The 18447-nt window shown below is 72.7% G+C and carries 15 protein-coding genes; 8 read left to right on the top strand and 7 right to left on the bottom strand.

What is annotated here, in order from left to right; translation table 11 throughout:
- Positions 1–63 precede the first annotated feature (63 nt).
- The 3 genes from sucD to icmB form a co-directional block, all read right to left on the bottom strand.
- Positions 64–948: a succinate--CoA ligase subunit alpha gene (sucD, locus tag AC2CJA_RS11770; protein ID WP_484602619.1), complete on the bottom strand. Its 885-nt coding sequence runs from the start codon at positions 946–948 to the stop codon at positions 64–66.
- 24 nt (positions 949–972) lie between these two features.
- Positions 973–2145, bottom strand: coding sequence for an ADP-forming succinate--CoA ligase subunit beta (gene sucC / locus AC2CJA_RS11775; RefSeq protein WP_484602620.1), 1173 nt, complete (start codon positions 2143–2145; stop codon positions 973–975).
- A gap of 566 nt (positions 2146–2711) precedes the next feature.
- Positions 2712–3122, bottom strand: coding sequence for a coenzyme B12-dependent isobutyryl CoA mutase small subunit (gene icmB, locus AC2CJA_RS11780; RefSeq protein WP_484602621.1), 411 nt, complete (start codon positions 3120–3122; stop codon positions 2712–2714).
- 318 nt (positions 3123–3440) lie between these two features.
- On the opposite strand from icmB, the gene AC2CJA_RS11785 reads away from it, so the two are divergent.
- Positions 3441–4379, top strand: a complete 939-nt coding sequence (locus tag AC2CJA_RS11785) for an alpha/beta hydrolase (protein ID WP_484602622.1) — start codon at positions 3441–3443, stop codon at positions 4377–4379.
- 322 nt (positions 4380–4701) lie between these two features.
- The gene (locus tag AC2CJA_RS11790; RefSeq protein ID WP_484602623.1) at positions 4702–6285 is read left to right on the top strand and encodes a M23 family metallopeptidase; all 1584 of its coding nucleotides are present in this window, start codon (positions 4702–4704) and stop codon (positions 6283–6285) included.
- A gap of 83 nt (positions 6286–6368) precedes the next feature.
- Here the strand turns inward: AC2CJA_RS11790 and pcrA are convergent, their stop codons facing one another.
- Entirely contained in the window at positions 6369–8882 is a 2514-nt protein-coding gene (pcrA, locus tag AC2CJA_RS11795) for a DNA helicase PcrA (protein WP_484602624.1), read from the bottom strand.
- A gap of 380 nt (positions 8883–9262) precedes the next feature.
- On the opposite strand from pcrA, the gene AC2CJA_RS11800 reads away from it, so the two are divergent.
- The gene (locus tag AC2CJA_RS11800; protein WP_484602625.1) at positions 9263–10465 is read left to right on the top strand and encodes a C40 family peptidase; all 1203 of its coding nucleotides are present in this window, start codon (positions 9263–9265) and stop codon (positions 10463–10465) included.
- A 74-nt stretch (positions 10466–10539) separates the two neighbouring features.
- Here AC2CJA_RS11800 and AC2CJA_RS11805 read toward each other — a convergent pair whose 3' ends face one another.
- A complete protein-coding gene (locus AC2CJA_RS11805) occupies positions 10540–10893 on the bottom strand; it encodes a hypothetical protein (protein ID WP_484602626.1) in 354 nt (117 codons plus the stop codon).
- A gap of 366 nt (positions 10894–11259) precedes the next feature.
- Between AC2CJA_RS11805 and AC2CJA_RS11810 the strand changes: the two genes are divergently transcribed.
- Positions 11260–12594, top strand: a complete 1335-nt coding sequence (locus AC2CJA_RS11810) for a hypothetical protein (RefSeq protein ID WP_484602627.1) — start codon at positions 11260–11262, stop codon at positions 12592–12594.
- 87 nt (positions 12595–12681) lie between these two features.
- Here AC2CJA_RS11810 and AC2CJA_RS11815 read toward each other — a convergent pair whose 3' ends face one another.
- On the bottom strand, positions 12682–14244 hold the full coding sequence (locus AC2CJA_RS11815; protein ID WP_484602628.1) for a PspC domain-containing protein: 1563 nt from the start codon (positions 14242–14244) through the stop codon (positions 12682–12684).
- Between the two features lie 94 nt (positions 14245–14338).
- On the opposite strand from AC2CJA_RS11815, the gene AC2CJA_RS11820 reads away from it, so the two are divergent.
- Both AC2CJA_RS11820 and AC2CJA_RS11825 read left to right on the top strand, forming a co-directional pair.
- On the top strand, positions 14339–15628 hold the full coding sequence (locus AC2CJA_RS11820) for a PspC domain-containing protein (protein ID WP_484602629.1): 1290 nt from the start codon (positions 14339–14341) through the stop codon (positions 15626–15628).
- The gene (locus tag AC2CJA_RS11825; RefSeq protein ID WP_484602630.1) at positions 15625–16323 is read left to right on the top strand and encodes a LuxR C-terminal-related transcriptional regulator; all 699 of its coding nucleotides are present in this window, start codon (positions 15625–15627) and stop codon (positions 16321–16323) included. Before AC2CJA_RS11820 ends, AC2CJA_RS11825 begins: the two co-directional genes overlap by 4 nt.
- A 222-nt stretch (positions 16324–16545) precedes the next feature.
- Here the strand turns inward: AC2CJA_RS11825 and AC2CJA_RS11830 are convergent, their stop codons facing one another.
- Positions 16546–16977, bottom strand: a complete 432-nt coding sequence (locus AC2CJA_RS11830) for an ATP-binding protein (RefSeq protein ID WP_484602633.1) — start codon at positions 16975–16977, stop codon at positions 16546–16548.
- A 181-nt stretch (positions 16978–17158) separates the two neighbouring features.
- Here AC2CJA_RS11830 and AC2CJA_RS11835 point away from each other — a divergent pair, with 181 nt between their 5' ends.
- Positions 17159–18037 (top strand): helix-turn-helix domain-containing protein, encoded by an 879-nt coding sequence (locus AC2CJA_RS11835; protein ID WP_484602631.1) that lies wholly within the window; start codon positions 17159–17161, stop codon positions 18035–18037.
- Between the two features lie 4 nt (positions 18038–18041).
- A complete protein-coding gene (locus AC2CJA_RS11840) occupies positions 18042–18236 on the top strand; it encodes a DUF397 domain-containing protein (RefSeq protein ID WP_484602632.1) in 195 nt (64 codons plus the stop codon).
- Positions 18237–18447 lie beyond the last annotated feature (211 nt).

Genomic DNA, 18447 nt, shown 5'->3' on the forward strand with positions numbered 1-18447 from the left:
GGCCCGCACCCCCTTCAAGGGGGTGCGGGCCCGCGCCGTGCTGTGTGGGCCGTGTGGGCCGTGTCAGCCGGCGAGCAGCTCGCGCGCCAGGCGGGCGGTCTCGGACGGCGTCTTGCCGACCTTCACGCCCGCGGCCTCCAGGGCCTCCTTCTTCGCCTGGGCGGTGCCGGAGGAGCCGGAGACGATGGCGCCGGCGTGGCCCATGGTCTTGCCCTCGGGGGCGGTGAAGCCCGCGACGTAGCCGACGACCGGCTTGGTGACGTTGGCCTTGACGAAGTCCGCGGCCCGCTCCTCGGCGTCGCCGCCGATCTCGCCGATCATCACGATCAGGTCGGTGTCGGGGTCGGCCTCGAACGCCTTGAGGGCGTCGATGTGGGTGGTGCCGATGATCGGGTCGCCGCCGATGCCGACGCAGGTGGAGAAGCCGAGGTCGCGCAGCTCGTACATCATCTGGTACGTCAGCGTGCCGGACTTCGAGACCAGGCCGATGCGGCCCGGCTTGGTGATGTCGGCCGGGATGATGCCCGCGTTGGACTGGCCGGGGGTGATCAGACCGGGGCAGTTCGGGCCGATGATGCGGGTCTTGTTGCCCTTGGAACCGGCGTGGGCCCAGAACTCGGCGGTGTCGTGGACGGCGATGCCCTCGGTGATCACCACGGCGAGCGGGATCTCGGCGTCGATCGCCTCGATGACCGCGCTCTTGGTGAACTTCTCCGGGACGAAGACGACGGTGACGTCGGCGCCGGTGGCCCGCATGGCCTCCTTGACCGTGCCGAAGACGGGTACCTCGGTCCCCTCGAAGTCGACGGTCGTGCCCGCCTTGCGCGGGTTGACGCCGCCGACGATGTTGGTGCCGGAGGCCAGCATGCGCCGGGTGTGCTTCTGGCCCTCGGAGCCGGTCATCCCCTGGACGATGACCTTGCTTTCCTTGGTGAGGAAGATAGCCATTGTTGTCGGTGTCCTCGTCCTTCGTTACTTCGCGGCCAGCTCGGCGGCACGCTCGGCGGCGCCGTCCATGGTGTCCACCTGCTGCACCAGCGGGTGGTCGGCATCGTTCAGGATCTTGCGGCCCAGCTCCGCGTTGTTGCCGTCGAGGCGCACCACCAGCGGCTTGGTGACGTCCTCGCCCTTGGACTTCAGCAGCTCCAGGGCCTGCACGATGCCGTTGGCGACGGCGTCGCAGGCGGTGATGCCGCCGAAGACGTTGACGAAGACGGACTTGACGTCCGGGTCGCCGAGGATGATCTCCAGGCCGTTGGCCATGACCTCGGCGGAGGCACCGCCGCCGATGTCGAGGAAGTTGGCGGGCTTGACGCCGCCGTGGTTCTCACCGGCGTAGGCCACGACGTCCAGGGTGCTCATGACCAGGCCCGCGCCGTTGCCGATGATGCCGACCTGGCCGTCGAGCTTGACGTAGTTCAGGCCCTTGGCCTTGGCGGCGGCCTCCAGCGGGTTGGCCGCGGCCTTGTCCTCCAGGGCGGCGTGGTCCGGCTGGCGGAACTCGGCGCCCGCGTCCAGGGACACCTTGCCGTCCAGCGCGATGATCCGGCCGTCGCCGGTCTTGACCAGCGGGTTCACCTCGACGAGGAGGGCGTCCTCCTTGACGAAGACGGTCCACAGCTTCTGCACCGCGTCGACGATTCCGTCGGCGACGTCGGCCGGGAACCTCGCGGCCTCGACGATCTCGCGGGCCTTGGCCTCGGTGACACCCTCGACGGCGTCCACCGGGATCCTGGCCAGGGCCTCGGGCTTGGTGGCCGCGACCTCCTCGATGTCCATGCCGCCCTCGACGGACGCCATCGCGAGGAAGGTGCGGTTGGCGCGGTCCAGCAGGAAGGAGACGTAGTACTCCTCCGCGATGTCCGCGGTCTGGGCCAGCATCACCTTGTGGACGGTGTGGCCCTTGATGTCCATGCCCAGGATCTGGCCGGCCTTCTCGACCGCGTCGTCCGGGTCGGAGGCCAGCTTCACACCGCCGGCCTTGCCCCGGCCACCGGTCTTGACCTGCGCCTTGACGACCGCGCGACCGCCGAGTCGCTCGGTCGCCTCGCGCGCCGCCTCGGGCGTGTCGATGACTTCACCGGCCAGCACCGGTACGTCATGCTTGGCGAAGAGATCCCTCGCCTGGTACTCGAACAGGTCCACGCGCGTCCGTCCCTAGTTGTGGTGTCGCGGTTCGTTGTCAGCGTGGGCGTGCCGCGTGGCCGCGGCGTCTGCGGGGCGCGCGGCATGTCCGCCTTGCAGGTTAGTCGTGTCGGTGTGCCCGGCATAAATCGCAGCTCACACCCGTGCGGTGACAACCGTCACAGACACCGCCCTCCGGACCGGGCGGAGGCCGTCCGCGGACGGATTGTCAGTGGCGGCTCGTACGGTCGTTTCCATGGTTCACCGCACAGAGAGCGAGCTCGTGTTTCCGGTCGGTGAGAACTGCGGCGTCGGTGGCGACGACAACCACGCGTCCGTACGGGGAGAGCGAGGGGCACATGGGCACAGGGGGATCGCGGAGGCCCGCGGAGCGGTGCCGGACGCCGGCGCCTGACGCCGGCGCCTGACGCCGCGTCCGCGAAAGCGGCGAGCCGAAGGCGACGGAGGGGCTGCGGCCACCGGGAAGGCCGACCGCCTGGCTCCGCCGGCCGCGGTCCCGGACGAACCGGAGGACGGCTCACCGGGCGCCGCCGCCTCCCCGGGGACCGGCTCGTACGCCGAGCGGGTCAGGCGGCCACGGAACGCACGTGGGAGCGCACCCACTCCACCACTTCGCCGGTGGGCGCGCCGGGGGTGAAGATCTCGGCGACCCCCTGCGCCTTGAGCGGGGCGATGTCGCCCTCGGGGATGATGCCGCCGCCGAAGACCTTGATGTCCTCCGCGTCGCGCTCCCGCAGCAGCTCCAGAACCTTGGCGAAGAGCGTGTTGTGGGCGCCGGAGAGGATGGACAGGCCGATCGCGTCGGCGTCCTCCTGGATCGCGGTGTCCACGATCTGCTCGGGTGTCTGGTGCAGGCCGGTGTAGATGACCTCCATACCGGCATCGCGCAGCGCCCGTGCGATCACCTTGGCGCCGCGGTCGTGGCCGTCGAGACCCGGCTTGGCGACCACCACGCGGATCGGACCCGACACACCCATCACTGCCTCCCAAAACGACTGCGGCCCGGCCGGCCCGTCCGGCCGTCTGTCGGCGGACGGTTACCCGGTGAACGAACGTTATCGTCAGCATCCCCCACCCGGCAGTCCCGCGGCGGGGAGGGAGGGGCAAATCACACGGACACCCCGGCCCTCACCGCCCGGCTCCCGGGAATCCGCGGCTGGCTCCCGGACGGCCCGCACCCACCGCGTTCCCGCGATCCGCCTCCACCCTGCATCAGACCCCCTCCCGGGGGGCATACGACCACATATGCCCGGCGCGTGCCACCGGACGCGCCACCGGGGAGGAGGTCACCGGCCATGAGGGTCTCCAGGGTGCTGTCCTCCTCGTCCGGCTCGTTCCTCGGCGCCCTGCCGCTGTCCCTGATCCCCTTCGCCCCGCGTGAGCTGCGGGCCGCCGCGCTGGAGGCAGCCTCCCTGGCGAGCCGCACCCTGCTCTACCCCGCGGGCATGGCACAGGAGCGGTGCGCACCGGCTCCGCCGGCGGGCGGAGCCGGGCAGGACGGGCTGGTGCGCCCGGGCTCCCCGCCCGAGGGAAGGCGGGGCAGGGCGGAGACCGGCGACACGGGCAGCCGTGAGGGGGAGGACTGCCCGCCCGTGCTGCTGCTGCACGGCTTCATCGACAACCGCTCGGTGTTCACACTGCTGCGCCGCTCACTGGTGCGCAACGGCTGGCGCGACATCCGCGCCTTCAACTACTCCCCCCTCACCTGCGACGTCCGCTGCGCCGCGGAGCGCCTGGCCGAGTACGTCGACGAGGTGTGCGCGAGCACCGGCCGCCGCCGCATCGACGTGGTCGGGCACAGCCTGGGCGGTCTGATCGCCCGCCACTACGTCCAGCGGATGGGCGGCGACGCCCGCGTCCGCACCCTGGTGACCCTCGGCACCCCGCACTCCGGCACCCGGGTGGCGCCGCTGATGTCGGCCCACCCGATCGTGCGCCAGCTCCGGCCGGACTCCGATGTGATCGAGGAGCTGGCCCGTCCCGCGCCGGGCTGCCGCACTCGCTTCGTGGCCTTCTGGAGCGATCTGGACCAGCTCATGGTCCCCGTGGAGACCGCCCGGATCGACCACCCCGACCTGGATTCCCGCAGTGTGCGCGTGAGCGGTCTGGGACATCTGACGCTCCCCGCGCACTGGGAGGTCGCCGCCGGGATCCGGCGGGAACTGACCGCGGGGGCGCCGCACCGCGGAGAGCGGACGGGGCGGGCGGAGCCGGGATCCGCCGGAGCCGCCTGACCGGCCGCGCCGGGCCCTCCGCACCGGATTCCCGCGCCACCGCCTCCGGGAATACGCCCTCACCGTTTCCGCGCATACCCGTATCCCCCTCTCCCCGCACGGGAATTCCCGGCTTCCGGTACCGATTCGACGCCTTCCGGCACCCGCTTTATTCGAACTTATTTCGAACGCGCGGCCAAGTACTGATCCGTAGTCCACCGAAAGGCGACCGAATGCCCGTTTCCCGGCCGTCCGAAACCTGCCGAAGATTGTCGCCGTCGCATACCGCCGGGTACAGTCGCCGCACTGCTCCGCCCCTGTCGTCGAGGCGAAAGAGAAGTTGGTGGTGAACGACCGTCACCTGTCGGGAGTCTCGACCCCCGCCGATTCCCCCGCCGACTCCTCGTACGGCCTCCACGGCTCCCCGTACGACCAGTCCGCATACGGCTACCAGGGATCGCAGGACACCCCGTACGGCTACGTCACCGGCACCTCCGACGCCCTCGGCGCCGCGTCGTACGGCGACGGCGATCCGCTCTTCGGGGCGATGCCGGACGACACCTCCCGGGACTCCGCCGGCCGGCAGTTCCCCTCGGGCGACGGCTGGACCGGGGACACCGGGCAGCACACGGTGTACGAGGGCCACCCCGCTGACTCCTGGGCACACCCCCCGTCGCAGCCGGCCGACTCCCCGGACGGCGGCCACGGCTGGGCGGAGACCGGCTACGGCACGGGCGTGCACACCGGCCCGGCGGCCTCACCCGAAGCCCCCTGGACCGGGGACACCGGGCAGCACACGGTGTACGACGGCTACCCCGCCGACTCCTGGGGCGAACCGGCTTCCCGCCCCGCGGGGGAATCCGGGGCCGGCGACGGTCGGCTCCACGGCGAGCACACCGAGTACACCGAGTACACCGAGTACGGCCAGTACACCGAGTACGGCGACGGCACCGGATACGGCGGATACGGCGCCCACCCCTCGGCCGACGCGGACGGAACCGGCTCCTTCCCCGCGTCCGAACCCGAACCCGGCCACGAACCGGCCGATTCCACCGAGTTCACCGAGTTCGAGGACCCCACCGAGCGGCCCGGCTCCCCCGAACCCCTCGACCTCCCCGGCTCCGCCGGGCCGGAGGAGCCCGAGGAGGATCCGCGGAGGTCCGGGCCGTCCGCACGTCCGGCGGGTTCGCGCCGCCGCCGTTCCGCACGGCCGAAGCGCTCGGCGCTGCTCACCGTCGCCGTGCCGTCGGTCTGCGTCATGGGCGTGACCGCCGTGGCCGCCGCCTCCGTCAGCGGCGCCGGCGACGAGGCCGAGGAGACCACCGCCCAGGCCGCCCCCGAAGCCGCCTCCGCGGTCAAGTCCAGCGCGGCCAACAGCAAGCTCGACACCCAGCTCGCCGGGCTCTCCGACGAGGCCGAGGGCTTCGCCGACCGTGCCAGCCGCACCCAGGAGCGCATCGACCTCAAGGAGCGTCAGGAGGCGGAGCGCAAGCGCAAGGAGGCCGAGGCCGCCCGCAAGGAGGCGATGCGTCCCAAGTTCGCGCTCCCGGTGGCCCAGCACGGGCTCAGCGCGTACTACGGGCAGGCCGGCATCAACTGGGTGTCGCTGCACACGGGCCTCGACTTCCCCGTCGCCTACGGCACCCCGGTCATGGCCGCCACCGACGGCACGGTCAGGACCCAGTGGCACAGCGCCTACGGCAACATGGCGATCGTGACCGCGCCCGACGGGACCGAGACCTGGTACTGCCATCTGAGCAGCACCCGGATCCGCTCCGGTCACGTCAAGGCCGGCGACACCATCGCCTACGCGGGCAACTCCGGCAAGTCCACCGGCCCCCATCTGCACTTCGAGGTGCGGCCGGGCGGCGGAGCGGCCATCGACCCGCTGCCCTGGTTCCGCGCCAAGGGTCTCGACCCCACCTGATCCGGCCCCGCTCCCGGCCGACGCACCGTCGGCGCGTCGGCCATGGCCGCGGCCGGTGCGCGGCCACGGGCCTCACGCCTCCCTCAGAGCTTCTCCACCGGGGCATAGCGCAGCAGCAGCCGCTTCGGCTTGTCCCCGCCGAAGTCGATCGTCGCCTCCGCGTTGTCCCCGCTGCCCTTCACGGCCACGACCCTGCCCAGCCCGAAGCTGTCGTGCGTCACCCGGTCCCCCGCCTCCAGTGCGACGGCCGGCCGGTCCTTGGCCCGGCCCGTGGCGAAGCCGCTCGGACCGCGCCGCCGCGAGGCCGCCGTGCCGGACGGGAACGACGACGACGGGGAGGACGCCGTCGAGGACAGCCCGCCGCCCCTCGCCCCTCCGCCCGGCGCGGCCATCGGCCCCGTCCGCTTCCACTCCAGGTACTGCTCCGGGATCTCCTCCAGGAAGCGGGAGGGCGGGTTGTACGCGGGCTGCCCCCATGCGCTGCGCATCGCCGAGCGCGTGAGGTAGAGCCGCTCGCGCGCCCGCGTGATGCCGACGTACGCCAGCCGCCGCTCCTCCTCCAGTTCCTTGGTCTTGCCCAGGGTCCGCATGTGCGGGAAGACACCGTCCTCCATCCCGGTCAGGAAGACGACCGGGAACTCCAGGCCCTTGGCGGTGTGCAGCGTCATCAGCGTCACCACGCCCGAGCCCTCGGCGTCCTCGTCGGGGATCTGGTCGGAGTCGGCGACGAGCGCCACCTGCTCCAGGAACTCCGCGAGCGTGCCCGGGTTCTCGCCGCGGTCCTGCTCGAACTCCAGCGCCACGGCGGCCAGTTCCTGGAGGTTCTCCACCCGGGTCTCGTCCTGCGGATCGGTGGACGCCTGAAGCTCCGCCAGGTATCCGGTGCGTTCCAGCACCGCCTCCACCACGGTCGCCGGCCCTGCTCCGGACTCCACGACCGTGCGCAGGTCGTCCATCAGCGTGTTGAAGCGCTTGACGGCGTTGGCCGAACGGGCCGCCATGCCGTACGCCTCGTCGACCCGGCGCAGCGCCTGCGGGAAGGTGATCCTCTCGCGCAGCGCCAGCGCCTCGATCATCGCCTCGGCCCGGTCGCCGATGCCGCGCTTGGGCACGTTGAGGATGCGGCGCAGCGGCACCGCGTCCTCGGGGTTGGCCAGCACCCGCAGGTACGCCAGGACGTCGCGGACCTCCTTGCGCTCGTAGAAGCGCACCCCGCCGACGACCTTGTACGGCAGGCCGACCCGGATGAAGACCTCCTCGAAGACACGGGACTGGGCGTTGGTGCGGTAGAAGACGGCGACGTCGCCCGCCTTCGCCTCGCCCTCGTCCGTCAGCCGGTCGATCTCCTCGGCGACGAACTGCGCCTCGTCGTGCTCGGTGTCGGCGACGTAGCCCGTGATGCGCGAGCCCGCCCCGGCGTCGGTCCACAGGTTCTTCGGACGGCGGTTCTCGTTCCGCTCGATGACGGCGTTGGCGGCCGAGAGGATGGTCTGGGTGGAGCGGTAGTTCTGCTCCAGCAGGATGGTGGTCGCGTCCGGGTAGTCCTCCTCGAACTGGAGGATGTTGCGGATGGTGGCGCCGCGGAACGCGTAGATCGACTGGTCGGCGTCGCCGACCACGCACAGCTCGGCGCGCCCGCCGCCGGCCGTGCCCTCCTCCGCGCCGGCCGTCCCCGCCGCGCCGCCGTCCACGCCCACCAGTTCCCTGATCAGGGTGTACTGGGCGTGGTTGGTGTCCTGGTACTCGTCGACCAGCACATGGCGGAAGCGGCGGCGGTAGTGCTCGGCGACGTCGGGGAACGCCTGGAGCAGGTGCACCGTCGTCATGATGATGTCGTCGAAGTCCAGGGCGTTGGCCTCGCGCAGCCGCGCCTGGTACATCGTGTACGCCTCGGCCAGCGTCTTCTCGAAACCGTCACTCGCCCGCGCCGCGAAGTCCTCCTCGTCGACCAGCTCGTTCTTCAGGTTCGACACCTGGGCGCTGAACGACTTGGGCGGGAAGCGCTTGGGGTCCAGATCCAGGTCGCGGCAGACCAGTGCCATCAGGCGGCGGGAGTCGGCGGCGTCGTAGATCGAGAAGCTGGAGGTGAAGCCGAGCTTCCTGCTCTCGCGCCGCAGGATGCGCACGCACGCGCTGTGGAAGGTGGAGACCCACATCGACTGCGCGCGCGGGCCGACCAGCTCCGCCACGCGCTCCTTCATCTCGCCCGCGGCCTTGTTGGTGAAGGTGATCGCGAGGATCTCGCCGGGGTGGACGCCGCGCGCGCCCAGCAGGTGCGCGATGCGGTGGGTGAGCACCCGCGTCTTGCCGGACCCGGCGCCCGCGACGATCAGCAGGGGCGAGCCGGTGTGCACCACGGCCGCGCGCTGCTGGTCGTTGAGCCCCTCCAGCAGGGCGGCCGGATCGACGACGGGACGGGCCGCGCCGTTGCCGTAGTGGGCGTCGCGCGCCCCGCCCGTGCCGAAGGCGCCCGCGAAGAGGTCGTCGGGGACGTCGTCCTTGGGCGGTGCGGACGTCTCCTCCGGCGGAGGCGGCGGCTCCTCGTCCCCGGAGGGCTCGAGGTCGGCCAGGAAGCTGTCGTCGAAGAGGCTGCTCATCGCCGTCGAGTCTAGGACGCCGTGCCGCCGCCTCCGCACCGGCCAGGGCGGAGGCGGCCGGGACGAAAGGGCCTGGTGGCGGGGGAGGCTCCCGAAACGGACGATAACCGACCGATAACGAATTGGTTTCGGGATATACCGAACACCGGTCTTCACAGGGGCCCCACCGGTGCTCTACGGTCCAGCGTCAGGCGGCCCGGACCCCTCGCCGGCGACAGCGCCGGCACGGGCGGCCTCCGCCGAGCCAGGCCGTGCGGCCGGGGCCGGGGACCCACTCCCCACGGGGCGAATCGGGCCCGCTGGCCCGTAGGGCGGGACTTCCGGCGCCCGAGCCCGTCAGCCGGCCCGGTAGGCGGTGTTCCACGGAAGGAGCGCTCGCCTTGGCGTCGCACCGCAGACCGCGCACCCCCCTGCTGTCCCCGGCCTCCCGGCGCGGAACGGTCGGGTTCACCACCGCCGCCGTCGCCTCCGCGACCCTTCTCTCCCAGAGCCCGGCCCAGGCTTCGCCCGGGGACGGCCGTCCCTCGATCGAGGAGGTCCGCGAGCGGGTGGACGCGCTGTACCGGGAGGCGGGCGGCGCGACGCAGAAGTACAACGCGGCCAAGGAGAGGGCGGACGAGCAGCGCGAGAAGGTCGACCGGCTCCTCGACGAGGCCGCCGAGCGCGCGGACAGGCTCAACGACGCCCGGAGGAAGCTGGGCGGCTACGCCACCGCGCAGTACCGCACCGGAGGGGTCTCCGGCACCGCGGTGCTGCTGCTGTCCGACAACCCCCAGGACTTCTTCGGCCGCAAGCACCTGATGGACCGGATCACCGACCGCCAGCGGCAGGCCGTCGACGACTACCGGGACGAACAGCGCGCGGCCGAGAGGAAGCGGTCGGAGGCCTCGGCGAGCCTGGCCGAACTCACCGACGCCCGGAAGAAGCTGGCGGACAGCAAGAAGACCGTCCAGGGCAAGCTGGCGCGGGCCCGCGAGCTGCTGTCGGAGCTGACCGCCGAGGAGAAGGCCCGCCTGGCCGCGCAGGAGCGCGAGAGGCAGGAGGAGGCCCGCCGCGAGGCGGCCGCCGCCGCTGCCGAGCGCGAGAGGCAGGAGGAGATCCGCCGCGAGGCCGCCGCCGCCGAGCGCGAGGAGCGGGCCGGGGCGCCGGCGGACAGCGGGACGGACACGGGTACCGGCACGGACACCGGCGGCACGGACACCGGCACGGGCGGCGCCGCGGACGGCTCGTACGCCGCGAAGGCCGGCAAGGTACTCGCCTTCGCCGAGGCCCAGCTCGGCAAGCCTTACGTCTGGGGCGCCACCGGCCCCAACTCCTACGACTGTTCGGGCCTGACCCAGGCCGCCTGGCTCAGCGCGGGCGTCTCACTGCCGCGCACCACCTACGACCAGGTGAACGCGGGCACCCGGATCGCCAGGGCCGACATGCGGCCGGGCGATCTGGTCTTCTTCTACGACGACATCAGCCACGTGGGCGTCTACGCGGGCGGCGGCCGGATGATCCACGCGCCGAAGCCGGGCGCCGAGGTGCGCTACGAGTCCGTCGACCACATGCCCTTCCACAGCGCGGTCCGCCCGGCCTGAGACGAACGGCCCGGGACGGACCGCGGGCGGCGGTGCCCCGCACCGCCGCCCGCCGCCCGCGGTACGTGCGCCGGCTACACCCACATGACGGCGAGGAAGACGTTGACGACGGTGAGCAGGCCGATGGTGCCGAACAGCGGCGCGGGCAGCCGCTCCTCGTCCCGCTTGACGTAGACCAGGCCGAGGATCACCACCAGCAGGGTGAGCTTGACACCGATCTTCACGTGGTTGACGGTCTGGCCGTCCGCCTCGTTCAGACCGACCAGGGCTATGCCCGTCACCAGCATGGTGAGGGCCCCGTGCAGCATCGCCGGGACGATGCGGGCCTCACCGGCGCCCATGGCCTTCATCTGGGTCACGAAGCCGCCGAGCAGGGCGCCGATGCCGACGATGTGCAGGCCGACGAAGAAGTGTGTGAGTGCCTCCATGGCACGCGAGCGTATCCGGGGCTCCCCCGCCGCCCTCGGCCAGGGCGCTCACCGGCTCCCGCCGCCACGGCCGGGGGCGACCGGGACGGGTCTCCGTCACTCCCGGGAGGCGGACCGACGACCGGGGCGGCTCACTCGTCCGGGTGGTGAACGCGCGGCACTCCGAACTCCTCTCCCTCCCCACCGCATCCGCGAACCGGCCCCCGACTGCCGGGCGGAGGGCCGGGGAACGGGCCGGGAACGTGTCGTGGAAGGGCCGGGAACGACCGGGAACACCACCCCGGCCCCCTTCCCCGTAGGGCACAATTCCCTCCCGTTGCCGGAGAGTCGGCGGCTCGGGGAGAGCCGGGGAGAGGTGGGTCGACAGTGGCCGTGGACACTGCGCGGGACGGCGGTACGGCGAGCGCGCCCCCGGGAGGGACGGCCGGGCCGCCCGGCACGAAGGGCGGCGGGCCGCCGTCCGGGCACGGCGGCTGCGCCTGCGCTGACTGCCCGCACGGGGTGCGGGAGGGCCGCCGCCGCGCACTGGCCGAGTTCCGGCGGCGGCGGGACGAACTCGCGGCGGGCGGCGGAGTGCCCGCCGCCCTCGCCCACTCGCCCGGCGCGTCCCGCCAGTGGGTCTCCGACGAACTGACCCAGGCGGCCCGCACCGTCGCCGAACACACCCGCGCCGAGGCCGCTTTCCGGCTGGACGGGCTGTGGCGGCGCACCGCCGTCGCCGTCTGGGGCGCGGTCGCCCTGCTGCTGGCCGGCCAGATCACGACGGCGGTGCTCGGCCCGGGCTGGACGGCCGGGCGTACCGCCGGGCTGGTCGCCGCGCTGGTCTGCGCGGCCGCGCTGACCGCCGCCGCGCTGCTGCACCGGTCGCGCGGCGGGGTGCCGGCACCGGTGACCGGCGAGGACGGGCGGCTGTCCACCTCGCGCACGGTCGCCGCCGTCTGGGTGCTGCTGGCCTCGTACTCCGTGCTGGTCGTCGCCGTCGGGGCGGCCCTCGCGCCCGGCGCGGACGCGTCCGGCCGGCTGCTCGCCGGCCTGGATCCGGGGCGCGGCGCCGGACTGCTGACCGTCCTCGCCCTGTGCTGCGCGGTCGCGGTCACCGTGCGCCGCACCGTCGCACTGCGGGTGCGGGCGCAGCGTCTGCAGAAGGTGCGCGCCGACCGGCCGCGCGCCGCCGACCTGCTCACCGACGACGGCGGGCGCGGCTCCTTCACGGACGTGCAGTACGTGACGGTGTGCTCGGTGGCGGCGGTCCTCGCGGCGGTCGGGGCGGCCCGCCGGCCCGGTGAGCTGCCGGACCTGCCCTGGGGCCTGGTGCTGCTGGTGGCGATCTCGGCGCTGACGTACCTGGCCGGGAAGTACTCCGAGGGCGGCCGGCCCGTCATCCTGTCCGTGGTCCGCTCCCGCGAGCCGGGCGATCTGGACGCGCCCATCCGCACCGGCGACGACATCGAGATCCGCGGCTCGGGTTTCGTGCCGCCCGGCGCGGAGGCGCCGGACCGGCTGGCCCGTACGACGGTGCGCATCGGCGCCGTCCACGTCCACGTCCCCCTGGTCCCGGTCGCCGGGGGCTTCGCCAGCCCGGCCGACACCGTGCTGACCGTCCCCGTGCCGGTGGACGTCGAGCCCGGCCGGGTCGAGGTGCAGGTGATCACCGCGGCGGGCGCGGAGACCAACCGCTACTCCATCGACGTCCTGGACTGAACCGGTCCGGACCGTCTCCGCCGGACGGCACGTCCTCGCGGCCCGGTACGACCACGCGGCCGGTGCGCGGAAGGCGGCGGACGAGGGCTACACCGCGACCGCCACGGCGGCGGGCGGCGAGTACACCGTCCGGGGCTCCTTCCCGGCCCCGTCCGGCGGCCGGACGCGCGCCGCCTCACCGCCCGCGCTCCCCTCCGGCTCCTTACGCGGCTCCTCTCCCGGTGTCCCGGGACCGTCCTCCTCCCCGGCAACGCCGTCCGGCGAATGCCGCACGATCACGATCTCGCCCACCCCGACGCGGACGGTCAGCCGCAGCGTGCCCCCCTGGCCGCCGTCCTCGGCCGACGGCAGTGTGCGCCGCTCGGCGATCCCGATCCCGCCGCCCTGCGCCGTCCCCCAGCCGCCGTCCCCGGGCGGCCCCGCGAGCCGGTAGCCGCCGACGCCCACGTCGGCGGTCAGCTCAACCTCGACGTCGTGGGGGACCGTGACCCGCGCCTCACCCGCGCCCAGGTCCAGCACCGTGCTCAGTGTCCGGCCCTCGCCGGGGCTCGCCTCCGAGAGGTCGAGCAGGGCCGAGCCGGTGCCCAGTTCGTACCGCTCCTCGACCGCGGCCGCGCTCGCCGGGCTCCAGGCCCTCTCGGCCCAGTCGGTGGTGATGTCCCTCGGCAGCAGCATCGAGCCCGCCAGCAGCAGGCCGGTGCACATGATCGCGAAGAACGTCCCGCCGCCGATCCGCCCGTAGAAGACGCTGACCAGCGCGCCCAGAACGAAGACGCCCAGTGCCGAGCCGAGGCCGATGGAGAGCGCGACGCCCAGCGGCTGCGTGTGCCAGACCGCGGCGACACCGATCACCGCCGCGGTCAGGGCCAGCAGGAGGAGAGCTCCGCCGATGGATCCGCGTCCGCGCCGCGCGCCGGACCGCCCGGGGCCGGCTCCGTCAGGCGCCTCCTTCCCGCACGGCGTCCCCTCACCTCCCGGCGTCTCCTTCCCGTACGGAGGCGTACCCGCGTACGAACCGACGGCCGGTTCGTCCTCCGGCCCCCACAGGTAGCCGGTGTCCGGCGGCGTCTGCGGCGGTCCGTCCTTCGTCAGCGGCTCGCGCCACCACGACGGCCCGGCCGGTGCGGGCGGGGCCTGGGCCTCGGGGGGCGCGTCGGCGACGGCGTGCGCCGTCACCGGATCCGCCGGGCCCCCCTGCTCCTCCGCGGTCGTGGCGCGGCGCCGGGACCAGTAGGCCGCGCCCGCGACCGATCCGGCCAGCAGCACGGAGAACGTCTGCGTCCCGCCGTCGCCGCTGCCCAGCGAGTTCAGCAACAGCCCGCTGCCGACGAGCGCGCACAGCACCGCGCTCAGCGTGGTGCCCTCCACCCGGCCCGTCAGCAGCCGCCGCCCCTCGTTCTCCTCCTCGCCCTCCAGCGGGACGAGCAGCCAGGCGAAGCCGTAGAAGAGCAGGCCGAGACCGCCGACGACCGACAGCACGGCCAGCGGCACACGGAAGATCATCGGATCGAGGTCGTAGTGACGGCCCAGGCCGCCGCACACCCCGGCGACGGCCTTGTGCCGGCGGCTGCGGGTGAGCCGCGCTCCGGCTTCCGGCGCGTCCGGGGCGTCCGGCTTGGGCTCGTCGGCGGGCGGCTGGGCGTCTTTCATGGGAACCATGGTGGCGTGCCGTCCGCCCCCGGGCATCAGGGGGCGTCCCGGAGGCGACCCTGAGTTATCCGGGCCGGATCAGGGACCGACCCTGATGCCCCGCGCCACCCGTCCGTGTGACGATCGTGGCGTGACCACCACCGCTCCGCCCCCCACCGCCGACCCCCCGCCGCTGCGCAGGCTCTACCGCAGCTCCGAGGGACGGCTGCTCGGCGGTGTCGCACGCGGGCTGGCCGGCCACCTGGGGGTGCCGGTGTCCTGGGTGCGGATCGTGTTCCTCGTGCTCTTCATGACCAACGGCCTGGGCGCCCTCCTGTACGCGGCCTTCTGGTTCTTCGTGCCGCTGGGCGCGGGCGGCGTCGCCGCCGCGCCGAGGAGGGCGGACGTGCCGCGGCACGTCCGCAGACCCGACAAGGGCCAGCTCCTGGCGGTCCTGGTCCTGGTCGTGGCGCTGGCCTCCCTCGGCTCCAACCTCCAGTTCGGCGCGGCGAACGCCTACGTCTGGTCGCTGCTGCTGGCCGGGGTCGGCGTGGCCGTCGTCTGGCGGCAGGCGGACAACTCCCGGCGCGCCCACTGGGCGGAGGTCAGCCGCCGCAGGCGGCTGCTGCCCATCGCCCGCAGCGCGGCGGGCGCCCTCCTGGTCGGTGTGGGCATCACCGGCTTCGCCGTCACCCGGGGCCTGGGCCCGCACCTGGGCACGGTGCTCCAGGCGTCGCTGGCGCTGCTGGTCGGCACGGCGCTGCTGGCCGGACCGTATCTGGTCCGCCTCACCCAGGACCTGTCCGAGGAGCGGCTGATGCGCATCCGGGCGCAGGAGCGGGCCGAGGTCGCCGCCCACGTCCACGACTCCGTCCTGCACACCCTCACCCTGATCCAGCGCAACGCGGACAACTCCCGCGAGGTGGCCCGTCTCGCCCGCGCCCAGGAGCGCGAGCTGCGGGCCTGGCTCTACAGGCCGAGCGGCACGGGCAGGGACGAGGAGGAGGAGCCGGACACCCTGGCCGACGCGGTGCGGGCGGCCGCGGCCGGGGTGGAGGACCACCACGGAGTGCCGGTGGAGGTCGTCTGCGTCGGCGACTGCCCGCTGGACGAGAGGCTGGCCGCGCAGCTCCAGGCCGCCAGGGAGGCGATGGTCAACGCCGCCAAGTACGGTGGCGAGGGCGGCCCGGTGCAGGTCTTCGCCGAGGTCGAGGGACGTACGGTCTTCGTCTCCGTGCGCGACCACGGCCCCGGCTTCGACCTGGACTCGGTGCCGCCGGACCGGATGGGCGTACGGGAGTCGATCATCGGCCGGATGCGGCGCAACGGCGGTACGGCGGTGCTGCGTTCCGCCCCCGAGGGCGGCACGGTGGTGGAACTGGAGATGGAGAGGGCACAAGCATGAACGAGGAGCAGCGCCGGGAGCGGCCGCAGGAGCAGCACCGGGCCCGGGTGGTCCTGGTGGACGACCACCGGATGTTCCGCACGGGCGTCCAGGCGGAGATCGGGGACACCGCCGAGACCGGGGTCGAGGTCGTCGGCGAGGCCGCCGACGTGGACCAGGCCGTCACCGTCATCACCGCCACCCGCCCCGACGTCGTCCTGCTCGACGTCCATCTGCCCGGCGGCGGCGGGGTGGAGGTGCTGCGCCGCAGCGCCACGCTGATGGCCGACCCCGAGCACCCGGTGCGCTTCCTGGCCCTGTCGGTCTCGGACGCGGCCGAGGACGTCATCGGCGTCATCCGCGGCGGCGCCCGCGGCTACGTCACCAAGACGATCACCGGCGCGGACCTGGTCCGGGCCGTCTTCCGGGTCGCCGAGGGCGACGCGGTGTTCTCCCCGCGCCTGGCGGGCTTCGTCCTGGACGCCTTCGCCTCCACCGACGCCCCGCCGGTGGACGAGGACCTGGACCGCCTCACCCAGCGCGAGCGCGAGGTGCTGCGCCTGATCGCGCGCGGCTACGCCTACAAGGAGATCGCCAAGCAGCTGTTCATCTCGGTCAAGACCGTCGAGAGCCATGTCTCGGCGGTGCTGCGCAAGCTCCAGCTCTCCAACCGCCACGAGCTCACCCGCTGGGCCACCGCCCGCCGCCTGGTGTGAAACCCCCGTTCACGCGGCTGACCGGTACGGGCACGCGATAACGTCACATCATGGCCGGGAGAGAGCCCGGAAAGCCGATCTCCGTCGCCCTCGACTCGGACGTTCTCGAAGAGCTTCAACGCCTCGTTCACCGGGGCGAGGCCGCCTCCATCTCCTCCGGTGGTCAACGGAACCCTGCGGCATCGGCTGGAATGCCGGCAGCAGGCGGAACGCGCCCCGCCGTCAATCACTCCGCGTCCGCCCCAGACCGATCTCGGCCCAGACCGTCTTGCCGACCGTACGCGGAGTGACGCCCCAGCGCACGGCGAGGGCGTCCACGATCAGCAGGCCCCGGCCGAACTGCTCGTCGTCGGCCGGACTCCTGGGCTCGGGGCACTGCTCCCCGCGTGCGTCGCTGACCTCGATGCGCACCACCGACGCTGTCAGCTTCAGGTGGACCCGGAACAGCCGCCCCAGCACACGGCCGTGCAGCAGTGCGTTACCGGCCAGTTCGCTGACGATCAGCGATGCGTCCCCGGCCACGCCGGGGTGCCCCCACTCGCCCACCAGCCGTGCAGTCCGGCGCCGGGCCAGGCTCACGCTGCTGGGGAACGGGGTGTAGTCGAGCTTGTCCTCCTTGAGGACAGCCGCCGAGGAGGGGTGGAACACGGCCATGGTGATCACGCCTTCGTGAGTGAAGTGTCGGCGCATGCGGGCGCCACTCGGCTTCTTGGGTGAGTGAGCCACTACACAAAGTAGAGGAGTGTCACTCCTGGAGCAATCTACTCAGGGAAGATATTCCCCAAACAAGAGTGGCGTTCGACCGCAACGCCACGGAGAGGACAGACTTGCTGTCGTGAACCAGTGGGCACACCAAGGCAATCGGGTCTCCACCGTCCTGGGCCGCAGGCTCGGGAGCGAGCTGCTTCGTCTGCGTGACACAGCGGGCAAGACCCAACAGCAGGCAGCCGAGGCGCTGAGCGCCACAGCTACCAAGATCGTCAAGATGGAGCGCGGCTGGGTACCAGTACGCGATCCCGATATCCGGGCACTCTGCGACTTCTACGGGCTCGATACCCCGGCGGCCAGGGGCATCCTGCTCAACCTGGCAAAGTTGGATCGAGAGCGGCGCAAGGCCAAGGGTTGGTGGAAGCACCTGCCGAAGGCCGGAGCGCTGGCCGAGTACATCGCGATGGAGGACGTGGCCAGTCGGGTCCGGACATGGCAGCTTTCCTTTGTCCCAGGGCTGTTGCAGACCGCTGAGTACGCCCGCGCGCTCGCGGTGGGCGAGGGCACGTGGGATGACCCGGACGAGATCGAGCGCATGGTCGACACTCGTCTGAAGCGTCAGGAACGCCTACACGGCGAACAACCGTTGCAGGTGTACGCCGTGGTTTGGGAAGCGGCCTTGCGTCAACTTGTGGGCGGACCGGAGGTCATGCGTGCTCAGCTCAACCACCTGCTGGAGCTGGTCCAGCTTCCCAACGTCCGGCTTCAGGTCCTGCCATTCCATGCGGGCGCCCATGCCTGTGCGGCCAGCTCGTTCACGATCATTTCATTCGCACAGACCGAGGCGGTCGATGTGATTCACACGGACACGATCGGCTCGACGGTGTGGGTCGAGAATGAGGAAGACGGCGCAACGTACCGCACGTTCTTCGAGCGCACAGCGAGGCAAGCGTTGGCGCAGCACGACTCCGTCGTGCTGATCGAGAGCATCCGTAAGGGGTTGTGACCGCATGATCGGTTTCGTGTTCCGCAAGTCCAGTTACAGCAGCGGCAGCGGTGAGTGCGTCGAGGTGGCTGACAACGTCATAGCCACCGTGGTCGTACGCGACTCCAAAGAGCCCGGCGGCCCCTGCATACGCCTGTCCCCCACCGCCTGGGCCGCGTTCCTCTCCACGCTGCGCGGCGGGGAGGAGCGAGCCGCGTAACCCCGTCGCCCCCTCGCACAGGGCGGTGTGACAGCACCGGCGGCGCGAGGTGAGCGCACGGACGGCGGTGCCGGGCGGACGACACCGCACCGGGCTGTCCTCCAGCTCCCCGAAACCGCCGCCGGAAAGGCTGAGCGTGTGCGCCGCGCGGGGCCCCCCCCCCCCCCCCCGGGGGGGGGGGGGGGGGGGGGGCGGGGGGGGCCGCCTGGGC

The sequence above is a fragment of the Streptomyces sp. ATLC9 genome (assembly GCF_057196705.1).